This is a genomic window from Solimonas sp. K1W22B-7 (assembly GCF_003428335.1).
In the GTDB taxonomy this organism is placed as follows: domain Bacteria; phylum Pseudomonadota; class Gammaproteobacteria; order Nevskiales; family Nevskiaceae; genus Solimonas_A.
The window spans coordinates 3031775-3052038 of the sequence record NZ_CP031704.1; the positions used below are offsets into that span (position 1 = coordinate 3031775).

General features: G+C 68.4%; 21 protein-coding genes and 1 tRNA gene. 4 read left to right on the forward strand and 18 right to left on the reverse strand.

All coding sequences use genetic code 11. The features are described 5' to 3' along the window. Positions 1-35 precede the first annotated feature (35 nt). From hfq to D0B54_RS13815, 6 genes are all read right to left on the reverse strand, one after another. Positions 36-320: an RNA chaperone Hfq gene (hfq, locus tag D0B54_RS13790; RefSeq protein ID WP_117291875.1), complete on the reverse strand. Its 285-nt coding sequence runs from the start codon at positions 318-320 to the stop codon at positions 36-38. 91 nt (positions 321-411) lie between these two features. Further along, positions 412-1353 (reverse strand): tRNA (adenosine(37)-N6)-dimethylallyltransferase MiaA, encoded by a 942-nt coding sequence (gene miaA, locus D0B54_RS13795; RefSeq protein WP_240433430.1) that lies wholly within the window; start codon positions 1351-1353, stop codon positions 412-414. Positions 1354-1360: 7 nt separating this feature from the next. Next, positions 1361-3184, reverse strand: coding sequence for a DNA mismatch repair endonuclease MutL (mutL, locus tag D0B54_RS13800; protein WP_117291876.1), 1824 nt, complete (start codon positions 3182-3184; stop codon positions 1361-1363). A 212-nt stretch (positions 3185-3396) separates the two neighbouring features. Then, the gene (locus tag D0B54_RS13805; RefSeq protein WP_240433431.1) at positions 3397-4626 is read right to left on the reverse strand and encodes an N-acetylmuramoyl-L-alanine amidase; all 1230 of its coding nucleotides are present in this window, start codon (positions 4624-4626) and stop codon (positions 3397-3399) included. Positions 4627-4723: 97 nt separating this feature from the next. Then, positions 4724-5182, reverse strand: a complete 459-nt coding sequence (tsaE, locus tag D0B54_RS13810) for a tRNA (adenosine(37)-N6)-threonylcarbamoyltransferase complex ATPase subunit type 1 TsaE (protein ID WP_117291877.1) — start codon at positions 5180-5182, stop codon at positions 4724-4726. After that, positions 5179-6666, reverse strand: coding sequence for an NAD(P)H-hydrate dehydratase (locus tag D0B54_RS13815; RefSeq protein ID WP_117291878.1), 1488 nt, complete (start codon positions 6664-6666; stop codon positions 5179-5181). Before D0B54_RS13815 ends, tsaE begins: the two co-directional genes overlap by 4 nt. Between D0B54_RS13815 and queG the strand changes: the two genes are divergently transcribed. Continuing rightward, complete coding sequence (gene queG, locus D0B54_RS13820; protein WP_117295237.1) at positions 6656-7753, forward strand: tRNA epoxyqueuosine(34) reductase QueG; 1098 nt, start codon at positions 6656-6658, stop codon at positions 7751-7753. The two genes, D0B54_RS13815 and queG, sit on opposite strands and share 11 nt — an antisense overlap. A 38-nt stretch (positions 7754-7791) precedes the next feature. Here queG and D0B54_RS13825 read toward each other — a convergent pair whose 3' ends face one another. From D0B54_RS13825 to pcnB, 10 genes are all read right to left on the reverse strand, one after another. Beyond that, a complete protein-coding gene (locus tag D0B54_RS13825; RefSeq protein ID WP_117291879.1) occupies positions 7792-8736 on the reverse strand; it encodes a PA2778 family cysteine peptidase in 945 nt (314 codons plus the stop codon). Further along, positions 8736-9119 (reverse strand): PA2779 family protein, encoded by a 384-nt coding sequence (locus tag D0B54_RS13830; protein WP_117291880.1) that lies wholly within the window; start codon positions 9117-9119, stop codon positions 8736-8738. The genes D0B54_RS13825 and D0B54_RS13830 overlap by 1 nt, the downstream gene beginning before the upstream one ends. A gap of 33 nt (positions 9120-9152) precedes the next feature. Beyond that, entirely contained in the window at positions 9153-10787 is a 1635-nt protein-coding gene (gene pgi, locus D0B54_RS13835) for a glucose-6-phosphate isomerase (protein WP_117291881.1), read from the reverse strand. Between the two features lie 114 nt (positions 10788-10901). Continuing rightward, the gene (locus D0B54_RS13840; RefSeq protein WP_117291882.1) at positions 10902-11516 is read right to left on the reverse strand and encodes a TIGR02466 family protein; all 615 of its coding nucleotides are present in this window, start codon (positions 11514-11516) and stop codon (positions 10902-10904) included. A gap of 188 nt (positions 11517-11704) precedes the next feature. After that, the gene (gene panD / locus D0B54_RS13845) at positions 11705-12088 is read right to left on the reverse strand and encodes an aspartate 1-decarboxylase (protein WP_117291883.1); all 384 of its coding nucleotides are present in this window, start codon (positions 12086-12088) and stop codon (positions 11705-11707) included. Positions 12089-12245: 157 nt separating this feature from the next. Beyond that, positions 12246-13091 (reverse strand): pantoate--beta-alanine ligase, encoded by an 846-nt coding sequence (panC, locus tag D0B54_RS13850; protein ID WP_117291884.1) that lies wholly within the window; start codon positions 13089-13091, stop codon positions 12246-12248. A gap of 9 nt (positions 13092-13100) precedes the next feature. Then, positions 13101-13922 carry a 3-methyl-2-oxobutanoate hydroxymethyltransferase gene (panB, locus tag D0B54_RS13855; protein ID WP_117291886.1) on the reverse strand — a complete coding sequence of 274 codons (822 nt, stop codon included), beginning with the start codon at positions 13920-13922 and terminating at the stop codon, positions 13101-13103. Between the two features lie 33 nt (positions 13923-13955). Further along, a complete protein-coding gene (locus tag D0B54_RS13860) occupies positions 13956-14585 on the reverse strand; it encodes a deoxynucleoside kinase (protein ID WP_205527123.1) in 630 nt (209 codons plus the stop codon). Next, a complete protein-coding gene (gene folK, locus D0B54_RS13865; RefSeq protein ID WP_117291888.1) occupies positions 14585-15058 on the reverse strand; it encodes a 2-amino-4-hydroxy-6-hydroxymethyldihydropteridine diphosphokinase in 474 nt (157 codons plus the stop codon). Before folK ends, D0B54_RS13860 begins: the two co-directional genes overlap by 1 nt. Continuing rightward, positions 15058-16413: a polynucleotide adenylyltransferase PcnB gene (gene pcnB, locus D0B54_RS13870; RefSeq protein ID WP_441347439.1), complete on the reverse strand. Its 1356-nt coding sequence runs from the start codon at positions 16411-16413 to the stop codon at positions 15058-15060. The genes folK and pcnB overlap by 1 nt, the downstream gene beginning before the upstream one ends. Before the next feature lie 27 nt (positions 16414-16440). Here pcnB and D0B54_RS13875 point away from each other — a divergent pair. The 3 genes from D0B54_RS13875 (at position 16441) to D0B54_RS13885 (ending at position 18101) form a co-directional block, all read left to right on the forward strand. After that, positions 16441-16516: transfer RNA gene (locus tag D0B54_RS13875), tRNA-Glu, on the forward strand. Positions 16517-16950: 434 nt separating this feature from the next. Next, positions 16951-17511 carry a glutathione peroxidase gene (locus D0B54_RS13880; RefSeq protein WP_117291891.1) on the forward strand — a complete coding sequence of 187 codons (561 nt, stop codon included), beginning with the start codon at positions 16951-16953 and terminating at the stop codon, positions 17509-17511. Positions 17512-17585: 74 nt separating this feature from the next. Continuing rightward, complete coding sequence (locus tag D0B54_RS13885) at positions 17586-18101, forward strand: RDD family protein (protein WP_162932417.1); 516 nt, start codon at positions 17586-17588, stop codon at positions 18099-18101. Positions 18102-18117: 16 nt separating this feature from the next. On the opposite strand, the gene lptG is transcribed toward D0B54_RS13885, so the two are convergent. Next, entirely contained in the window at positions 18118-19191 is a 1074-nt protein-coding gene (gene lptG, locus D0B54_RS13890) for an LPS export ABC transporter permease LptG (RefSeq protein ID WP_117291894.1), read from the reverse strand. Continuing rightward, the gene (gene lptF, locus D0B54_RS13895) at positions 19188-20261 is read right to left on the reverse strand and encodes an LPS export ABC transporter permease LptF (protein ID WP_117291895.1); all 1074 of its coding nucleotides are present in this window, start codon (positions 20259-20261) and stop codon (positions 19188-19190) included. The genes lptG and lptF overlap by 4 nt, the downstream gene beginning before the upstream one ends. Between the last annotated feature and the right edge of the window lie 3 nt (positions 20262-20264).

Here is a 20264-nt window from a genome sequence, read left to right on the forward strand (position 1 = left end):
GGCGGCGCGGTAAAACGTGGAAAATCGCGACGGCGTCAGGCCGATGGCGCTTCCGGAGCGCCACCCTCGTGGCCGTGATGATCGGCGGACTCGCTGCTGCTGCCATCGAAGATACGGACGGCGCGCGCCGGCACGATGGTCGAGATCGCGTGCTTGTAGACCATCTGGCTGACACTGTTGCGCAGCAGGACGACGAAGGAATCGAAGGACTCGATCTGGCCCTGCAGCTTGATGCCGTTCACCAGGTAGATCGAAACCGGGATGCGTTCCTTGCGCAGGGCGTTGAGAAACGGTTCTTGTAACGTATGACCTTTAGACATGTTCTGTTCCCTTTTTAATGTTCGTCCTGCGGCTGGAACCTCGCACACCGCAACGGCCGGTATATACCCGGCCTGTCGAGTGTATCACTTGTCAAGTCCGGCGCACGTCCACCCCAGGATCACCGATCAGACCGAGCGCCTTGTCCAAAAGTTCAGGCTCGGCGGGATTGAGCCACTGCAATCCCGGCTCGGAACGCAGCCAGGTCAGCTGGCGCTTGGCGAACTGCCGCGTCGCGGCGATGCCCCTGGAAACCGCCTCGTCCAGCGTGCCCTGCCCCTCCAGGTGCTCCCAAAGCTGGCGATAGCCGACGGCACGAACGGATGGCAGATCGGCGTGCAGGTCGCCGCGGGCGCGCAGGCGCCGCACCTCGTCGAGAAAACCCTGCTCCATCATCTGACGGAAGCGCAGCTCGATGCGCCGGTGCAGTTCGGCGCGATACGGCGGATTCAGCGCCAGCTTGATCACCGGCCCCTCGATGCCCTGCGGCTTGGGCCGCGCGTACCAGTCGCTGGGCGAAGAACCGCTCAGTTCGATCACCTCCAGCGCACGCTGGATGCGCTGGGCATCGTTGGGGTGCAGGCGCGCAGCGGTCGCCGGGTCCAGTGTCGCCAGCTTCGCGTGCATGCCGGGCCAGCCGATGTGCTCGGCCTCCTGCTCCAGCCGCAGGCGCAGGTCGGCATTGGCCGAAGGCAGGTCGGACAGACCCTGCTGCAGCGCCCGGAAGTACAGCATGGTGCCGCCGGCCAGCAACGGGATGCGGCCGCGGCCGCGGATCTCTCCGACCAGGCGCAGGGCGTCGTCGCGGAAGCGCGCGGCCGAATAGATCTCGCAGGGCTCGAGGATGTCGATCAGGTGATGCGGTACGGCAGCCCGTGTCGCCGTGTCGGGCTTGGCGGCGCCGATGTCCAGGCCGCGGTAGACCAGGGCCGAGTCGACGCTGACGATCTCCACCGGCAGCCGCGCCGCCAGGTCCAGCGACAGCTGGGTCTTGCCCGAGGCGGTCGGGCCCATCAGCAGGATGACGGGAAGCATGGGCGCGTCAGCGTCCGCGGAGGAAAAGCCTGTCCAGCCCGGCCATGTCCACCTGGATCCAGGTCGGCCGGCCGTGGTTGCACTGGTCCGCCAGCTCGGTCCGCTCCATGTCGCGCAGCAGGGCATCCATTTCCGGCAGGGTCAGCCGGCGGTTGGCCTTGATCGCCGCCTTGCAGGCGATGTCCGCCATCACGCGATGCTGCGCATCCAGCACTTCGCCGAGATGGTGCGAGGTCTCGCGCAGGTCCTCGTCGGACACCAGGCCGCGAACGAAGGCCGGGATGTCCTCGCGCGCCAGCAGCGGCGGCACCGCGCGCAGCACCACCGAGGTCGGGCCGGCGCGGTCGATTTCCAGGCCGTAGCGCGACAGCTCCTCGCGCCGCGCCTCCAGCGAGTCCACCGCATCCTCCGGCAACTGCAGCCGTTCGGGAATCAGCAGCGCCTGCGACGGCACCCCGCCCTCGGCGAGCTGGCGCTTGAGGCGCTCGTAGAGCACACGCTCATGTGCGGCATGGGCGTCCACCACCACCAGGCCCTGGCGGTTCTGCGCCAGGATGTAGACACCCTGCAGCTGCGCCATGGCATGGCCCAGCGGCTGCTCGTCATCCGACGGCTGCGGCGCCGGCACCGGCGCGAAGGCCGATTCCGCCGGCGAGCCCAGCTGCTCCACCGCCGTGGCCAGCGTGGTCCAGGCACTGGCCGCCGGTTCGCGCGCGCTGTCGAAGCGCGGCGGCGGCGAGGCATAGCGGAAGCCCGACTGCTGCGGTTGCGGCGCGGACGGCGGCGGCGCGGCGAACTGCGCCGGATGGTGCAGCGCCGGGTCGGGACGCAGCTCGCGCAGCAGGCGATGCACGGTACCGAACAGAAAGTCATGCACCGTCGAGGAATCGCGGAAGCGCACCTCGGCCTTCTGCGGGTGCACGTTGACGTCCACCCGTGCCGGGTCCAGCTCCAGGTACAGCACGTAGGCCGGGTAATGCGTGGAATGCATCGCGTCGGCGAAGGCGCGGCGCAGGGCATGGGTCATCAGCTTGTCGCGTACCGCGCGGCCGTTGACGTAGAGGAACTGCAGGTCGGCCTGGCCGCGGGCGAAGGCCGGCAGCGCCACCCAGCCCCACAGCCGCAAACCGGCGCGCTGGTCGTCGATGAACACCGCGTGGCGCAGGAACTCCTCGCCGCAGACCGTGCCGACACGCGCATCGCGCCCGGCCTCGTCGTCCACCGGCGGCAGGTCCAGCAGCTTGCGGCGGTTGTGCAGCAGGCGGAAGCCGTGGCTGAAGCGCGACAGCGCCAGCCGCCCGACCAGCTGCTGGATATGGCGGAACTCGGTGGATTCCGACTTCATGAACTTGCGCCGCGCCGGCGTATTGAAGAACAGGTCGCGCACCAACACGCTGGTGCCCTGCGGATGCGCGGCCGGCTGCGGCTTCTGTGTTTCCAGCGCACCGGCGCCTTCCACCTGCCAGGCATGGCCGGCATCGGGAGTACGGGACACCAGGCTCAGGCGCGACACCGACAGGATGCTGGGCAGTGCTTCGCCGCGGAAGCCGAAGCTGGCGACCTGTTCCAGGTCGTCCAGCGAGGCGATCTTGCTGGTGGCGTGGCGCGTCACCGCCAGCGCCAGTTCCTCCGGGGCGATGCCGCCGCCGTCGTCGGTGATGCGGATCAGACCGAGGCCGCCCTGCTCGATCTCGATCTCGATACGCCGGGCGCCGGCGTCGAAGGCGTTCTCCACCAGTTCCTTGACCACGGCCGCGGGCCGCTCCACCACCTCGCCGGCGGCGATCTGGTTGACCAGGACATCGGGAAGGACTTGGATGGGCATCTGCATATGGTAGCCGGTGCAAAGACGCCACAAACACGCAGTCCGCAAATGAACGCCAATGAACGCAAATACCGATTGCATCATTCGCGTTTATTCGCGTTCATTTGCGGACTGAATGCCGTACCGCGGTAAATGCTGCGCCAAAGAAAAGGCCCCGGCGGGAGCAGCGCCAGGGCCTGAATACCTCCGGTCAGAGAGGTCGATATGTAGCCAGGTACCTACTTGAGACTGATCTGCTGCGGGTCGGTTTCCACCACCTGCTGCTGCGGGCGGTAGCTGACGAAATAGCCCTTGATGCCATCGAGGATCGAACGCGCCAGCGTGTCGCGATACTCCTCGTCGGCCAGCAGGGCTTCCTCGCGGTCGTTGGTGATGAATGCCGTCTCCACCAGCACGGAAGGAATGTCCGGCGCCTTGAGCACCATGAAGCCGGCCTGCTGCACGTCCGATTTCTGCAACTTGTTGACGCGGCCCATCGACCGCAGGATGCGCTGGCCGACGTCGAAGCTGGCCTCCATCGTCGCGTTCTGCGACAGGTCGATCAGCACCGCCGCCAGTTCCTTGTCCTTGCCGTGGATCTCGACGCCGCCCACCAGGTCGGCCTCGTTTTCCTTGCGCGCCAGCCAGCGCGCGTGCTCGTTGGTGGCGCCCTTGTCGGACAGCACGTAGACCGCGGTGCCGTGCATGTCGCGGCTGTGGAAGGCATTGGCATGCACCGACACGAACAGGTCGGCCTGGTGCTTGCGCGCGATGTTCACGCGATCGCGCAGCTTGAGGTAATAGTCGCCGTCGCGCGTCAGCACGGCCTTCATGCCGGGCTCGGCGTTGATTGCCTTGGCCAGCTTGCGGGCGATGGCCAGCGCCACTTCCTTCTCTTCCAGGCCGCTCTTGCCGCGAGCGCCCGGGTCTTCGCCGCCATGGCCGGCGTCGATCGCAATGACCACCGGCTTGTCCTGCAGCCGCAGCACCGGCGCCGCCGGCGTCGGCGGGATCGCCATCACCGGCGTGGGCACGGCGGCGGGTGCCGCAACGATCACCGGCTGCTCCGGCGCGGGCGCGGGACGCGCGCGGCCCGGCAGGTCCAGCACCAGGCGATAGCCGTACTCGTCGTTGGGCGTCAGCACGAAACTCTTGGGATCGACCGGCTCGGCGACGTCGAGCACCACGCGGATGCCGCCGTCCTGGATGCCCGAGCGCACGCGACGCACCAGGCCCTTGCCGGCAACGCGGTTGATGCGCTGCAGTGCCGTGCTGTCGAGGCCGGCGATGTCGATGACGATGCGGTCGGGATTGGCGAGCGTGAAGACCTTGTGCTGCGCATCGACCGTCAGGTCGAACACCACGCGGGTCGAATCGGGGCTTTCCCACAGGCGCAGGTCGCGCAGCTCCGCCGCGAGAGCGGCAGGCGCAGCGAGCAGCATGGCCAGCAGGACGACGATGGACCGCACGACGGATCCCCAATGCAGGCAGTGGTATCGAATGTAGCGCGATCTTTTAAACGGCGCAACTTTTTCCCCAATCGATCCATGGGGATAGGTTTGCTTCTTAATGTTCAACTTTCAAGAATTCACTCAATGGGCCCGCCAGGCGCGCCTGGCGCCCCTCGCCGCTGACCCGCAAATCGACGCACAGGTCCGCCGGCGGCAGCAGTTCCGCGCCCTTCTGCGGCCATTCCACCAGCCACAGATGACGCTCCGGCGGATAGTCGGCCAGACCCAGGTTGTGCAACTCCAGCGGATCCGCCAGACGGTACAGATCCATGTGCAGGACCTGGGTTTCGCCGACCGCGTAGGGCTCCATCAGCGTGTAGGTGGGGCTGCGGATGCGCCCCTGCACGCCCAGTGCTTCCAGCAGGCCGCGTGCCAGCGTGGTCTTGCCGGCCCCCAGATCGCCCAGCAGGTAGACCACCCCTTTCGGGCGCGGTCCCAGCGCGGCGGCCAGGGCGGCGCCCAGGCGGGCCGTGGCGGCCGCGTCCGGCAGGTCGTAAAGGGATTCGGCGTTCATGCAACAGCAGGGTTCACTACGCAGCGGAGTTGCTCGATCAGGTCGCTGGGCAACAGCCCGCGTTCGGCCTGGCCGGCGGCGAGGTCTCCCGCCAGGGCATGCAGCAGCACGCCGGCGCCGGCGGCCTCTTCAAGCTGCAGGCCCTGCGCGACCAGGGCGGCCATGATACCGGTCAGCACATCGCCCATGCCACCGACGGCCATGCCCGGGTTGCCGCGGTCGCAGAGCCGCAGGCGCTGGCCGGCCACCAGGCTGCCGGCACCCTTGAGCACCGCCACCCCGCCATAGCGCCGCGACAATGCCGCGGCGGCCGCCGGGCGGTCGCGCTGCACCTCGGTATTGCCGAGCTTCAGCAGGCGGGCAGCCTCGCCCGGGTGCGGGGTCAGGATCCAGTTGTCGCGCCGGATCGGCTCGCGCGCCAGCAGGTTCAGGGCGTCGGCATCGACCACCAGCGGCAGGCTGCTGTCCAGCGTCTCGGCCAGCAGGCCCAGGCCCCAGTCGTCTTGGCCCAGGCCGGGGCCGATCGCGACCACGTCGGCGCGGTCCATCAGGCGCCGCAGCTGCGCCGGCTCCTCGACGCCCAGGCACATCAGCTCGGGCTGGGCGGCGGTGAGTGTGGCGGCATGTGCGGCGCGTGTGGCCAGCGTCACCAGCCCCGCCCCGCTGCGCAGGGCCGCACGACCGGCCATCAGGGCCGCGCCGGCCATGCCGTTGTCGCCGCCCACCACCAGCACGTGGCCATGCGAGCCCTTGTGCGCGGCGCGGCCGCGCCGTGGCAGCAACGCGGGCAGCTCGGACGGGTCCAGCAGGGTGGCCACCGGAGTGATGCCCTCGTAGGCCTCCGGCGGCACGCCCAGATCGTCGTAGATGCGCAGGCCGCAGCAGCCCGGCCCCTCGCCGGTTTCCGTGCCCAGCTTGCGGCCGATGAAACTCACCGTGACGTCGGCCTGCACGGCGGCGCCCCAGAGGCGGCCGCTGTCGGCGTCCAGGCCCGAGGGAATGTCCACCGCCAGCACGCCGGCGCCGCGCGCACGGGCCGAGCGCATCTCGTCCACCGCCGCCGCCATCGCGCCCTCCAGCGGCCGCGACAGGCCGATGCCGAACAGGGCGTCGACCACGACCTCTGCGCCTTCGAGGTAGCCCGGCAGCAGCATGAATTCGGCGCCGCCGCCGGCCAGCCAGTCGGCGCGGGCCCGCACCGCGTCACCCGTGCCAGCCGGGTTGCCGACCCGGTACAGCGACACCGCCAGCCCGGCGCCGCGCGCCAGCCTGGCGATGACATAACCGTCGCCGCCGTTGTTGCCGCCGCCGCAGACCACCGACAGCTGCCGTGCCGCGGGCCAGCGGCGCTGGATCTCGGCCCAGCAGGCCTCGGCGGCGCGCTGCATCAGCGTGTAACCCGGGATGCCATGCCGATCGATCGCGCGACGGTCCAGCTCGCGCACCTGCTCGGCGGAATACAATCTGCGGGCGATGTCGTTCATAGCCCCCAGTATAGGAACTCCCCCCGCCGCATTGGCGGCGGAACTGCCCGAAAAAATCCGCCTCTGGGCGCGCGAGCTGGGCTTTGCCGACGCCGGCATCGCCGAGCAGGCGCTGGACCAGGACCTGGCGCACCTGCAGCGCTGGCTGGACGAGGGCCGCCACGGCGGCATGGCCTTCATGGCTCGCGACCTGGCGCTGCGCCAGACCCCTGCCCGCCTGCGGCCGGGCACGCTCAGCGTGATCTCGGCACGCCTGGACTACCGCCCCGACGCCGAGGCCGCCGACCGCGTGCTGCGCGACGGCGAGCGCGCCTACATCTCGCGTTACGCCCTGGGCCGCGACTACCACAAGCTGATGCGCGGCCGCCTGCTCCAGCTCGGCCGCCGCATCGAGGCCGAGATCGGCCCGCATGGCTACCGAGTGCTGACCGACAGCGCCCCGGTGCTGGAAAAGGCCCTGGCGCGCAATGCCCGCCTGGGCTGGATCGGCAAGAACACCCTGCTGCTGAATCGCGCCGCCGGCTCCTGGTTCTTCCTCGGCGAGATCTACACCGACCTGCCGCTGGCGCCGGAAAGCACGCCGCCGGTGAAGGAGGAATGCGGCCGCTGCAACGCCTGCATCCGCATCTGCCCGACGCAGGCCATCACCGCTCCCTACCGGCTCGACGCACGCCGCTGCATCTCCTACCTCACCATCGAGCACCACGGCGCCATTCCCCTGGAACTGCGGCCGCTGATGGGCAACCGCATCTTCGGCTGCGACGACTGCCAGCTGGTCTGCCCCTGGAACCGCTACGCCCGCACCACCGTGGAACCTGACTTCGCGCCGCGCCACGGACTGGACAGCGCCGCACTGCTGGACCTGTTCGCCTGGGACGAGGAGGAGTGGCTGCGCCGCACCGAGGGCATGTCGCTGCGCCGCGTCGGCTACCCGCGCTGGCTGCGCAACCTGGCGGTGGCGATCGGCAATGCGCCGCGCAGCGAGGCTGCGGTGGCGGCGCTGCGGGAACGGCTGGAGTATCCGGACGAGGTGGTGCGCGAGCATGTGCTGTGGGCGCTGGAGCGGCAGACGGAAACGGCGGCATAGGCAGCTTCCGCCTTGTCGCGAGCTTGCTCGCGACAAGGTTATTGGGCCATGCAGACTCCGTTTGAAGGCGCCGCCGCCAGCGCCGCCCGTGTCTGTGCGATCACCGACGCCACCGCCGGCGTCGCCGTCAGCGACTCCGCCTGCGCCAGCGCCGCTGCCGCCGCATCGCGGCAACCCAGCTCCAGCTCCACCTGTGCCAGGTTGTTGTAGGCGGCAGCCTCCGGCTTGAGTTCCACCGCACGCTGGAAAGCCCTGCGTGCGCCGGCGAGATCGCCGCCGCGGTAGCGGGCGTTGCCGAGCAGCTGCCAGGCCAGCGTCGCATCGCCCCAGCGCCGGCTGGCCGCCTCGTAGGCGATGGTGGCCAGCGGCAGCTGGCCCAGCTGCTCGAAGGCAGCAGCGGCGCCCAGCCAGTCCAGCGCCGTGGCGCTGACCGGAACCCGGTCCATCGGCGTCACCACCACGGCCCACTGGTCGGCGCGGCGCCAGCTGTCCATGAACCGGTTCCAGCGCATCACGCGGCGCCGGTCGGTACCGGAGCGCAGCACCACCGTCTCCGCCACGGGGTCGGCGCCGATCACCACGGCGTAGTGCCACACCGGCAGCCAGGACACGCCGAGGTTCTGCAGCACCAGCACCGGCTGGCCCGATGCCAGTTCCGCCAGCAAGGCGGCCGGGTCCGGCTTCAGCGGGTAGGCCAGCCGCTGCTGCCGGCGGGCGGCGGCGACCAGCTCCAGCTGCAGGCTGCCGCGGCGCCCGGGCAGGTAGACCTGCGGCGCCAGTTCGTCGGGGGTTACGGCGACTCCGGAAGCGGCCAACGCCGTCGCCAGGGCGGCGGGGCCGCACTGGTATCGGGTCTGGGGGAAGAAGGGTGTCGCGGTCAGTTCCACGCCCGCGGTTGCCGGCGGCCACTGCGCGCGCATCGGCGGGCTGGCGGCGCAGGCCACCAGGGCCAGCGCCGCACAGGCCACCAACAATCGCCGCATCAGATCTTGGTGAAGATGTTGGTCACGCCGAGCAGCTCGAGGATCAGCAGCACGATGAAGACGATGCCGATGACCGCGATGACGCCGCCGCCGGCCGGATCGGTGTCGATGTTGAGCGCCAGTTGCTGCAGCTCCTGGTCGGTCAGCGCATCGATGCGCTCGGCCGCCTGCTGCGCATCGACACCCATGGACTGCAGCTGCTGACGCACGTCATCGCGTGCCATCCACTGCTGCAGCTGCTCGCGCTTGACGCTGCTGCGCTCCGACTGCAGCAACTGCTCGCTGCCGACGATGCCGGCCTGCGCCGGCAGGGGCACGCCCACGGCCACCAGGGTGGCGAAGACGATACCGAGGAGAAACTGACTGGGCTTTGACTGTTTCATGACACTCTCCTTGTGTACGAGACCGACCGCGATTCAGGCCCGGTTGAGCCTGATTTTTTCCAGTAGCGCGAGGGTGGAAGGGTCCAGTCCCTGGTCCTGTCCGTCCATCGCCTTGAGAACATCCTGAGCGAGCTGCTTGCCCAGCTCCACGCCCCACTGGTCGAAGGCATTGATCTCCCAGATCACGCTTTCGACGAAGGTGCGGTGCTCGTACAGTGCCAGCAGCGCACCCAGGTGCCAGGCATCGAGCCTCGGCAGCAGCAGGGTGTTGCTGGGACGGTTGCCGGCGAACACGCGATGCGGAATGGCCTCTTCCAGCGCCTCGCCCTGCATACCCTTGGCCGACAGCTCCTCGCGCACGCGCTGCGCGGTCTTGCCCTTCATCAATGCGGCGCTCTGCGCCAGGCAGTTGGCGATCATCAGGTTCTGGTGTTCCTCCAGGCCCGGCATCGCCTGCAGCGGCAGGATGAAGTCCACCGGGTGCACGCGCGGCCCCTGGTGCAGCATCTGGAAGAAGGCATGCTGCGAGTTGCTGCCGACGTCGCCCCACAGCACGGTGGCGGTGCGGCAGGCCATTTCCTCACCGTCGCGGTTCACGCCCTTGCCGTTGGACTCCAGCTCCAGCTGCTGCAGCCAGCCGATGAATTTTTCCAGGCGCTGCGCGTAGGCCGCCATGACCTGGGTGCCGTGATCCAGGAAGTTGAAGTTCCACACCGCCAGCAGCGCCATCAGTACCGGCAGGTTGCGATCCAGCGGGCTGGAGATGAAATGCTCGTCCATCGCCCGCGCGCCGGCCAGCAGCTCGCCGAAGCGCTCGGCGCCCAGCGACACCATGATCGGCAGTCCCACGGCCGACCACAGCGAGTAGCGCCCGCCGACCCAGTCCCAGAACTCGAACATGTTGGCGGCGTCGATGCCGAAGCGCTCGATCTCGGCGCGGTTGGTGGAGACGGCGACGAAGTGCCGCGCGATGGCCTCCTGCCCCGCGTGCTGCAGCAGCCAGCTGCGCGCGGTGCGGGCGTTGGTCATCGTCTCCTGCGTGGTGAAGGTCTTGGAGGTGACGATCCACAGCGTGCGCGCCGGATCCAGCCGCGGCAGCAGGCCGCCGATCTCGGCACCGTCGACGTTGGATACGAAATGCATGCGCGGACCGTCAGCCTGCTCGCGCAGGGCTTCGCAGACCATGCGTGGACCGAAGTCCGATCCGCCGATGCCGATGTTGACCACGTCGGTGATGGTCTGGCCGTCGAAGCCGCGCCATTCGCCGTTGCGCAGGCGGGCGGCGAAGCCGCCCATGCGGGCCAGCACCTGCTGCACCATCGGCACCACGTCGGCGCCCTGCACGTTCATGCGGCTGCCGGCCGGTGCGCGCAAGGCCATGTGGGCGGCCGCACGGCCCTCGGTGCTGTTGATCGCCTCACCCGCGGCCAGGCGCGCGATCCACTCGGGCAGGCGCTGCTGCTGCGCCAGGGCCAGCAGGAACGTCAGGCCATCGCGGTCGATCAGCTGCTTGGAATAGTCCAGGTGGAAGCCGGCCGAGCTGGCGGAAAATTCCGCGGCGCGGTCCGGGTCCCGCTCGAACAGCCCGTCGATACGCTGCGGCCGCAGGGCCTGCGCATGGTTCTGCAGCCGGCGCCATGCCGGGCTCTGGACGAGGGTCGAAGTCATTCGGGTCGAAGCGCTTTTTTTGGCGACAGTGTAATTCACGGCCACGGCCCAGGTGCCTTTATTGACAGCTAGGACACCATGGGGCGGCTTAATCCGGACTGAACCCGGCGGAAGCTAACTCCAGTGGTAATTAAAACTCACCGAGACCCGCTCGTCCTCTACCGGATTGGGGGGAACCTCATGCCTCAGCCAGCTTTCGAACAGGATAAGGTCACCGGCCTTGGCCGGATAGACGATGTGCGCCTGGCTGGCGCTGTCGGCCTTGCGCATCGGCGCCGCCATCATGCTCGACAGGCGCGGGTCCTCGAACCTGAGGCCCGGGGCACCGCGCGGCACACGCAGGTAGTAGGTCCCGCTGATCACCGCATGGGGGTGCAGGTGGAAGCTGTGGGCACAGCCGCGCGGCATGATGTTGAGCCAGCAATCGCTCATGGTCAGCCTGGCCCCGCGCAGGTCCCAGTCCAGCTTGCGGGCGTAGCTGCGCGCATGGCGGTCCACGGCCTTGCGCAGGGTGTCGAAGCTCGACGAGAACTGATGCAGGCGGTCCAGCGAGCCATAGCTGGTATAGCCGCCGGGATAGCCGACCTTTGACCAGCGCTGCCCTGCTTCATCGTAGTCGCGGATCTGGCCGGCCTCGCGCACCAGGCCGGCATTGAAGCTGCGCAGGCCCTCGCGCATCAGCGGCGCGTGGTAGATCAGCGTGGGGAACCAGGCTTTGGTGTTCGACATGGGCGACAAGGGTAAACAAAAACGCCCGCTTTCGCGGGCGTTTTTGTTCAAAAGCATTAAAAGCATTCAGAGGTGTGAAGAGACCGTCGCGAGCGGCCCGAGGTTGTGTCGAGGAGCGGAGACGTACTGAAGTACGGCGAGCACCGGAGACGCAAGATCGGGTCGCACAGCAGGTCTATTCACAACCTCTAGGCGGCCATCTGCACCGGGATGGTGTTGGCCGTGCGGACCACGCGGTTTTCCTCGTCGAGGTAGACCAGGCGCGGCTTGAGCAGGCGCGCGGCGGCTTCGTCCATCTGGGCGTAGGCGGCGATGATCACGCGATCACCGACGCGCGCCTTGTGGGCAGCGGCGCCATTGACCGAGATGATGCCCGAGCCTTCCTCGGCACGGATGGCGTAGGTGGTGAAACGCTCGCCGTTGGTGATGTTGTAGATATCGATCTTCTCGAACTCGAGAATGTTGGCCAGATCGAGCAGCTTGCCGTCGATGGCGCAGGAACCGTCGTAGTCCAGCTCGGCGTGCGTCACGCGCGCACGGTGCAGCTTGCACTTGAGCATATGGAGATGCATGGCGTATGTCCTCTGAAGGGTCTGCGGTCAGGTGGCCCACTAAGACATGCACCTGAAACGCGGTTTGGGTCGAAACGGGCGGCCCACTAAGACATACGCCCGGGCTTGAGACCTGAGTCACAAGCGGCAGCTCAGTTTACCCGATTCCGGCCTTTCATCAAAGCTTCACGACGAGATTGTCGATGAGCCTTGTTTTGCCAAGGAAAGCGGCCACCAGCACGACAAACGCGTCATCCCGGGCGCCGGGCGGATCGAGCCGGGGGTTGCGCACTTCCAGGTACTGCGGCTGGAAGCCGGCGGCCAGCAGGCGCTGCAGGCCCAGCCCGCAAATTTCGGTGAAATCGCGCCTTCCGCCCCGGATCGCGTCGCCAATCTCGCTCAAGCTGGCGTAAATCTCGGTGGCTGCCCGGCGCTCTTCAGGCCCAAGGTATTGATTGCGCGAGGACATTGCCAGGCCGTCGGACTCGCGCTCGGTGGGCACGCCGACGATCTCGATGGGCAGGTGCAGGTCCGACACCATGCGCCGGATCACCAGCAGCTGCTGGTAGTCCTTTTCGCCGAACAGGGCCACGTCCGGCTGGACCTGGTTGAACAGGATGTTCACCACCGTCGCCACGCCGTCGAAATGGCCGGGGCGGAAGTGCCCTTCCAGGATCGTGGAGTAGTGCGGCAGCGTCACTTTGCACAGGTGATCGCGGCCATTGGGATACATCTCCTCCACGGCCGGCGCGAACAGCAGGTCGCAGTTCACCGAATCCAGGCGCTGCTGGTCGTCCGGCAGGGTGCGCGGGTAGCGACCGAAATCCTCGGTGGGGCCGAACTGCAGCGGGTTGACGAAGACGCTGGAGACCACGCGGTCGGCCAGCTTGTGGCCACCGGCGATCAGCTTCAGGTGGCCGGCGTGGAGGTTGCCCATGGTCGGCGCAAAGGCGATGCGCTGCCCGGCGCGGCGCCACTCGGAAACCTGGGCGCGCAGCTCGGCGACGGTATGGACGGTCTTCACGCGGACAGGTTACTTCAGGAAGCAGTGCTCGGGAGCGGGATACTCGCCGCTCTTGACCTCGCTGACGTAGTTGCGGATCGCGCCCTCGATATCCACCCCGCCGGTCATGTAGTTCTTGACGAAGCGCGGCTTGCGGCCCAGCGTCACCATCGGCGAGATGTTGAGGATGTCGTGCATCACCAGGATCTGGCCGTCCACGTTCTGGCCGGCTCCGATACCGATCACCGGCACCGGCGAGGCCTCGGTGATGCGGCGGCCCAGGTCGGCCGGGATGCATTCCAGCAGCAGCAGGTCGGCACCGGCCTTGGCCAGGATCTCGGCGTCATGGAGCATTTCCTGCGCCGCTTCCTCGTCCCTGCCCTGCACCTTCATCGCGCCCATCTTGTGCACGAACTGCGGGCGCAGGCCCAGGTGGGCGCAGACCGGCACGCCGCGCACCGACAGGTACTCGACGATGCTGGCCTGCTCGCGGCCGCCCTCGAGCTTCACCATCTTGGCGCCGCCTTCCTGCATCAGGCGCAGGCTGGAATCCAGCGCGCGCTCCAGCGTGGCGTAGGACAGGAACGGCAGGTCGGCCACCAGGAAGGCGCGCTTCAGGTGCGGCGCGACGCAGCGCGAGTGATAGGCGATGTCCGCCACCGTCACCGGCGTGGTGGTGCTGCCGCCATGGAGCACCATGCCCAGCGAATCGCCGACCAGGATCAGGTCGACACCCGCCCGGTCCTGTACCAGTGCGAAGCTGGCGTCGTAGCAGGTCAGGCAGGCGATCTTCTCGCCGGCCCCGCGCATGCGGCGCAGCTCGGAAATGTTGACGGTCTTTGCGGGTTCCACAGGGGGCTCCAAGGGGCTCCGAAGGCGGCGCGACTATAGCAAATGGTCCCGCGGCAATCGCAGCCCGGCGCCAGCCTCGCGCAAAGCTGACAGAAGTTCGCGAAAGTCGTCCGGCGAACGCAGGAAGTCGAAGCGCGCCGTGTCCACCTCGATCACCGGCGCCTGGGTGTAGGCGCCGAAATAGCGGCGGTAGGCTGCCGACAGCCGCAGCAGGTAATCAGCATCGATGGATACCTCGTACTCGCGCCCGCGGCGCGCGATGCGCTCCAGCAGCAGTTCCGGCGGCGCGGTCAGGTAGATCACCCGCTGCGGCGGCGGCACGTTCCAGGCCAGGCGCTCGAACACCTTCAGGTACAGCTCGTAGTCTGCGTGCGCCAGCGTCAGCTCGGCGAACAGGCGGTCCTTGTCGAACAGGAAGTCCGCCACGCAGCCGCGCGCGAACAGGTCCGGCTGCTGCAACTGCTCGGCCTGCCCCGCGCGCTGCAGCAGGAAGGCCAGCTGCGCCGGCAGCGCGCCGCTGGCGGGATCGCGGTAGAAGCGCGGCAGGAAGGGATTGTCCTCGGGGCGCTCCAGCAGCAGCTCGTAGCCGAGTTCCGCCGCCAGCAGGCGCGCAAGCGTGCTCTTGCCCGCACCGATGGGGCCTTCGATGGCGTAGTAGTGCACTACCAGGTCCGCAGGCCGTCGCGGCCGATGGCGCGGGCGGCATCGCCGACGCGGCCGACCCCGGGAATCTCCAGATCAGGCGCGACATCCGCCAGCGGCACCAGCACGAAATTGCGCCGGCCGATCTGCGGATGCGGCAGCTGCAGTTCCGGCGTGTCGAGGCTGATGCCCTGGTAGTGCAGCAGGTCCAGGTCCAGGCGCCGCGCCGCCCAGCGGCGGCCATCGCGCACCCGGCCGGCGGCGCGCTCCAGGTCCAGCAGGCCCTGCATCAGCTGCTGCGGCGACAGTGCGGTGTCGATCAGGCAGGCGGCGTTGCAGTAGTCCGGCTGGCCGGGCTCGCCCAGCGGCGCCGTGCGGTACAGCGGCGACTGCGCCAGCACCTGGCCACAAGCGGCCAGGCCGGCGATGGCCTGCAGCACCTGCTCGGCCGGCTGCCCGAGATTGGCACCGAGGCCGATGTAGGCCAGCGGCATCAGTCGCCGGTGGCTGCCGGGCGCTTGCGCCCGCGGCCGCCGCGGCGGCGACGGCGCTTGGGCGCACCGCCGCCTCCCGTGTCCTCGTCCTCCGGCACCGGCGGCAGATCGGCGCCTTCCTGCGCCTGCGTCCACCAGTCCGCCAGGTCCTGCGGCGCTTCGCCCACGGCGGCACGCAGCAGCAGGAAGTCGTAGGCGGCGCGGAAGCGCGGATGCGTCATCAGGCGCTGCGCGCGGCCGCCGCGGCGGCCGTCGAAGCGCGTCTGCATCGCCCAGATCTCGCGCATGGGCACCGAGAAGCGCTTGGGGATCGCCACGCGCTGGATCGCCTGCGACAGCACGTCGTCGGAGGCCTCGGCGATCGCCACGTTGGGATGCTTGCCGTCACGCCCGATCAGCGCGTTGACGCGCGCCGCCACCGCCGGCCACAGCACCGCGGCGTAGAGGAAGGCAGGGCTCACCGGCTGGTCGTTGCGCACGCGCTCGGCGGTGTTGCCCAGTGCGCGCTTCACGAACTCCAGCGCGCGCGGGTAGCGCAGCATCGCCTCGGTCTGCGGGAACAGCTGCCCGAACAGCCCGTGCTCGCGCAGGCCCTCGAAACTGGCCACACCATCGACGCTCTGCAACAGCTTGAGCACTTCGTCGAACAGGCGGGCCGGCGGGATTTCCTGCAGCAACGGCGCCAGGCCGCGGATCGGATCGGCGCTGGCCGGCTCGATGCGGTACTTCAGCTTGTTGGCGATGCGGATCGCGCGGAGCATGCGCACCGGGTCTTCGCGGTAGCGCAGCGCCGGGTCGCCGATCAGGCGGATCACGCCGTCCTTGCAGTCCTGCAGGCCGCCGGCGAAGTCGACGATGGAAAAGTCGCGGATGTCGTAGTACAGCGCGTTGACGGTGAAGTCGCGGCGGAAGGCGTCCTCTTCCAGGGTGCCGTACTCGTTGTCCGACAGGATGCGGCCGGTCTCGTCGCGCTCGTGCAGGTCGGTGATCGGCCCGCGGAAGGTGGTGACCTCCAGGATCTCGTCGCCGAAGCGCACATGCGCGATCAGGAAGCGGCGGCCGACCAGGCGGCAATTGCGGAACACCTGCCGGATCTGCTCCGGGTGGGCGTTGGTCGCAATGTCGAAGTCCTTGGGCTCGATGCCCGCGAGCAGGTCACGGACACCGCCGCCAACGATATAGGCCTCGTAGCCCGCGTCTTTCAGGGAATAGAGCGTCTTGAGCGCCGCGCTGGAAAGCTGCGAGCGCGAAATGGGATGCTCGGCGCGGGGAATGCGCTGGGGTTCGATGGCTGGGTACCTGTTTAGTATTTTTTTGAAACAAGGCCTTGAGAGGCGCGAAAGCGCGCGTATAATACGCGCCCTTGTTGTCGCATGAACACTGCTCCTATCGTCTAGAGGCCTAGGACGGAGCCCTCTCAAGGCTTAAACCCGGGTTCGAATCCCGGTAGGAGCGCCAAACAAGCAGCAAAACAGCCCCCGCAAGGGGGCTTTTTTGTTGCGCGTTTGGCGCGACACCGGGATAAGAACCCGCAGGGTTCGACCGGATTGCAGGAGCAATCCGGCGCGCTGTCGCGCAGCGACAGCAGCCCCTCGGCTACGCCGAGGGGTCAGGCACATGGATGTGCCTGACAATCCCGGTAGGACCGCCCTTCTTACCTCTCCCTCCGGGAGAGGTCGGAGCGCAGCGACGGGTGAGGTGGGCGGCCACGCGTGGCCGCTCCGTAGCTAACTGGGCGAACCCAGGCTCCGCCATGGACGGCGCCACCGCACCCTGAATGCGCATTCTCCCCCGCCCGCCAGCCAGCGCACGCTCCCACCTTCACAGGGTCCGCCTCCATCCCCTGCTTTCCCCCGTATGCTCTCCTTATATAGCGACCCCCGGAGCCCGCCATGCCCCTCATCCGCCCCCTCCTGCTGACCCTCGCCCTGCTCGCCACCCTCCCCACCGAGGCCGCCTGCCCCGCCGGCAGCCCGCTGAACACCAGCGCCAAGCGCCTGCTCGGCCCGGTGGAACAGCTCTGCGACACCTACGGCGGCAAGGTGGTGCTGGTGGTCAACACCGCCAGCCAGTGCGGCTTCACCCCGCAGTACGAGGGCCTGGAGAAGCTCCACAAGAAGTACGGCGCGCAGGGCTTCGTGGTGCTGGGCTTTCCGTCCGACCAGTTCGCCGGGCAGGAATTCGACAGCGAGCAGGAGATCCAGAAGTTCTGCAAGCTCAACTACGGCGTGAGCTTCCCCATGTTCAGCAAGAGCGACGTACGCGGCAGCGACGCCAACCCGCTGTTCGCGGCGCTGATCAAGAGCACCGACGAAGCGCCGATGTGGAACTTCTACAAGTACCTGATCGGCCGTGACGGCAAGCCCATCGAGGTCTATTCCTCGCGCACCAAGCCCGAGGACGCCAAGCTGGCCAAGGCCATCGAGACCGCCCTGGCCGCAAAGGCGCCCTGAAACTCCGGGGGTAGCGGAGGCGTTTTCCGGCTCCGGCGGGTATGCTGCGCGCCCCTGTGCAACCCCGCCTGACCGTGACCGCCCTTACCCTGCCCGCGCCGCTGTGGCGCCGCCTGATCTCCGCCGTCTACGACGGCCTGCTGATGATCGGCCTGGTGTTCGCCACCGTCATCTTCTTCCTGATCGGCTGCTGGCTGCTGGGCGTGGAGCCCAACAGCCGCATCCTCGGGCTGTGCCTGTTCAGCGTCGGCCTGGGCTTCTTCGGCTGGTTCTGGACCCATGGCGGCCAGACGCTGGGTATGCGGGTCTGGCGCCTGCGCGTGCGCCGCGTGGACGGACAGCCGCTGCGCTGGCCGATTGCCGCGATCCGCTACACCGGCATGTTCGTGGTGTGGGTGGGCCTGCCGCTGTCGCTCATGCTGCTGTTTGTCCCGCGCTTTGCGCAGGCGCATCCCCAGCTGGCCACGCCCAGCATCGCCCTGCTGAGCGTGCTGGTCTGCTCGCTGGTGCTCGCCCGGCTGGATGCGCGCAAACGCGCACCGCATGACTGGATCAGCGGCACCGAGGTGGTGGTGGAACCGAAAGCCTAGGGCCTGTTAACCCTAGTCAGCGCGCCCGCGCCAGCCGCCAGGCCGCGATGCCGCCCAGCAGGAAGGTCGGCAGGCCGGCCGACAGGATCGGCGGCCAGCCGGCGATCTGGCCGGTGTTGGCGGTGACCTCGTTGGCCATGTAGAAGGCCACGCCCACCAGGATGCCGAACAGCAGGCGCTGGCCGGTGCCGGAGTCGCGCAGCGAGCCCATCACAAAGGGCACCGCGAACAGCATCATCGCCATCACCGTGAACGGTGCCATCAGCTTGCGGTACAGCTCCAGGCGATACTGGCGGTCGTCCAGGCCGTTGGCCTGCAGGTAGTCCGTCAGGCGCATCAGGCCACGGATCGAGATGGCATTGGACTTGAGCATCACCAGCCGCAGCACCTCGGGCGAAATCTTGCCCTCCCAGACCATCCCGGGCAGCTCCGACACCTTGGCTCCGGCCTCGCTGAAGTCGGTGCGCCGCACCTTGCGCGCCTGCCAGTGGCCGTCGACGTAGCTCGCCTCCTCGGCATGCACGATCGACTGGATGCCCAGGTCTTCGCGCAGGCTGTAGGCGACGATGTCCGCGACCTCGGTCTCGGTCTTCACCGTGCCCACGTGCAGGATGACGTCGCCCTCGCGCAGCCATACCGGCTGGTTGATCGCGCCGGGCAGGCGGCCGCGGCGGTACTGCTCGCGCAGCTCGGTGGCGTTCTGCTTGCCCATCGGCGCCAGCCAGTCGCCCAGCACCAGGTTGATGGCACCGATCACCAGCCCCGCCATCAGCGTGGCGCGGCCGATGCGCAGCAGCGACACGCCGGCGGCGCGCATCGCGGTGATCTCGTTCTGCGCCGCCAGCGTGCCCAGGCCCATCAGCGTGCCCAGCAGGGCGATGATCGGCAGCAGCACATGCAGGCTGGTGGGGATCTGCCAGAGCACGTAACCCGCGAGCTGCAGCGGGCCGTAGTCACCCTTGCCGATGTCGCCCGACTCGGAGACGAAGGTGATGAAGGTGTAGATCGCCGACAGCGCCAGCGCGGCGATGGCGGTGAGCCCGAAGATATGGACCATGATGTAGCGGTCCAGGCGCGAGACGAAGCTCATCGGCGCCACCAGCCTTCACGCCGCGCGATCAATGCCAGCGCCAGCGCCGCCGCCATGGCGTGGATCCACCACAGCCCCATCACCTCCGGCATCTTGCCCTTGGCGAGGTAGGTCTGGCCGAAGGTCAGCAGGTTGGAGTAGGCCAGGTACACCACGATGCCCAGCACCAGCTTGCCGTAGCGGCCCTGGCGCGGCGCGATATGCGACAGCGGCACCGCGATCAGGATCATCAGGAACACGCTGATCGGCGAGGCCAGGCGCCAGTGCCATTCGGCGCGGTCGGCGGGGTCGCTGGAGGCCAGCAGGTCCAGCGTCGGGCGCACCTTGCGCGCCTCGCTCTTGTAGACGAACTCCGGCAGCTGGATGCGCGAGGTCAGCGTGTCGTAATGGGTGATGTCGTAGCTGCCCTTGCCCGGCTCGCCCTGGTAGCGCCAGCCATCTTCCAGCACCAGTTGGCGGCTGCCGTCGGCCTCCTGCACATAGCGGCCGGAGCGTGCGGTCAGGGCGCTGACGCCCTCGTCCTCCTGCAACTCGCCGAACACCAGGCCCAGCTGGTTGCCGCCCTCGTCGACGCGGTCGGTGTAGAACACCGCGCGGCCGTCGCCCACTGCCTTGAAACGCCCGGTCTCGAAGGGGTTGAACTGCACCAGCCACTTGCCGTCCTTCAGCAGGATGTCCGCCTGGCGCCCGGCCCAGGGGCCGATCTGGAAGCTGAAGGCCCCGGCCAGCAAGGCCATGCCGAAGGCCAGCAACACGAACGGCCAGTACAAGCGGCTGCCACCCACGCCGCAGCCGTTCATGGCGGCGATCTCCTTGTCGCTGTAGAGCCGCCCCAGCGTCAGCATCACCGCCAGCAAGGCCGAGAACGGGATCAGGATCATCAGGTACTGCAGGCTGGTCAGCGCCACCACGCTCAACAGCAGGTCCTTGGGCAGGGTGCCGCCGGCCGCCTGCGCCAGGTAGCGCGCGAACTGCGCGGAAATCATGATCGCCAGCAGCACCACCGCCACGGCGACGAGGGCGCCGGTGGCTTCGCGCAGCAGGTAACGTCCGAGAATGCCGAGTCGCATGAG

Coding starts and splice junctions, on each gene's coding strand:
- hfq (WP_117291875.1), bottom strand. CDS start 320: ATGTCTAAAGGTCATACGTTACAAGAACCGTTTCTCAACGCCCTGCGC.
- miaA (WP_240433430.1), bottom strand. CDS start 1,353: ATGCTTCCCGTCATCCTGCTGATGGGCCCGACCGCCTCGGGCAAGACC.
- mutL (WP_117291876.1), bottom strand. CDS start 3,184: ATGCAGATGCCCATCCAAGTCCTTCCCGATGTCCTGGTCAACCAGATC.
- tsaE (WP_117291877.1), bottom strand. CDS start 5,182: ATGAACGCCGAATCCCTTTACGACCTGCCGGACGCGGCCGCCACGGCC.
- queG (WP_117295237.1), top strand. CDS start 6,656: ATGTCGTTCATAGCCCCCAGTATAGGAACTCCCCCCGCCGCATTGGCG.
- D0B54_RS13815 (WP_117291878.1), bottom strand. CDS start 6,666: ATGAACGACATCGCCCGCAGATTGTATTCCGCCGAGCAGGTGCGCGAG.
- D0B54_RS13825 (WP_117291879.1), bottom strand. CDS start 8,736: ATGCGGCGATTGTTGGTGGCCTGTGCGGCGCTGGCCCTGGTGGCCTGC.
- D0B54_RS13830 (WP_117291880.1), bottom strand. CDS start 9,119: ATGAAACAGTCAAAGCCCAGTCAGTTTCTCCTCGGTATCGTCTTCGCC.
- pgi (WP_117291881.1), bottom strand. CDS start 10,787: ATGACTTCGACCCTCGTCCAGAGCCCGGCATGGCGCCGGCTGCAGAAC.
- D0B54_RS13840 (WP_117291882.1), bottom strand. CDS start 11,516: ATGTCGAACACCAAAGCCTGGTTCCCCACGCTGATCTACCACGCGCCG.
- panD (WP_117291883.1), bottom strand. CDS start 12,088: ATGCATCTCCATATGCTCAAGTGCAAGCTGCACCGTGCGCGCGTGACG.
- folK (WP_117291888.1), bottom strand. CDS start 15,058: ATGCCGCTGGCCTACATCGGCCTCGGTGCCAATCTCGGGCAGCCGGCC.
- D0B54_RS13880 (WP_117291891.1), top strand. CDS start 16,951: ATGCCCCTCATCCGCCCCCTCCTGCTGACCCTCGCCCTGCTCGCCACC.
- lptG (WP_117291894.1), bottom strand. CDS start 19,191: ATGAGCTTCGTCTCGCGCCTGGACCGCTACATCATGGTCCATATCTTC.
- lptF (WP_117291895.1), bottom strand. CDS start 20,261: ATGCGACTCGGCATTCTCGGACGTTACCTGCTGCGCGAAGCCACCGGC.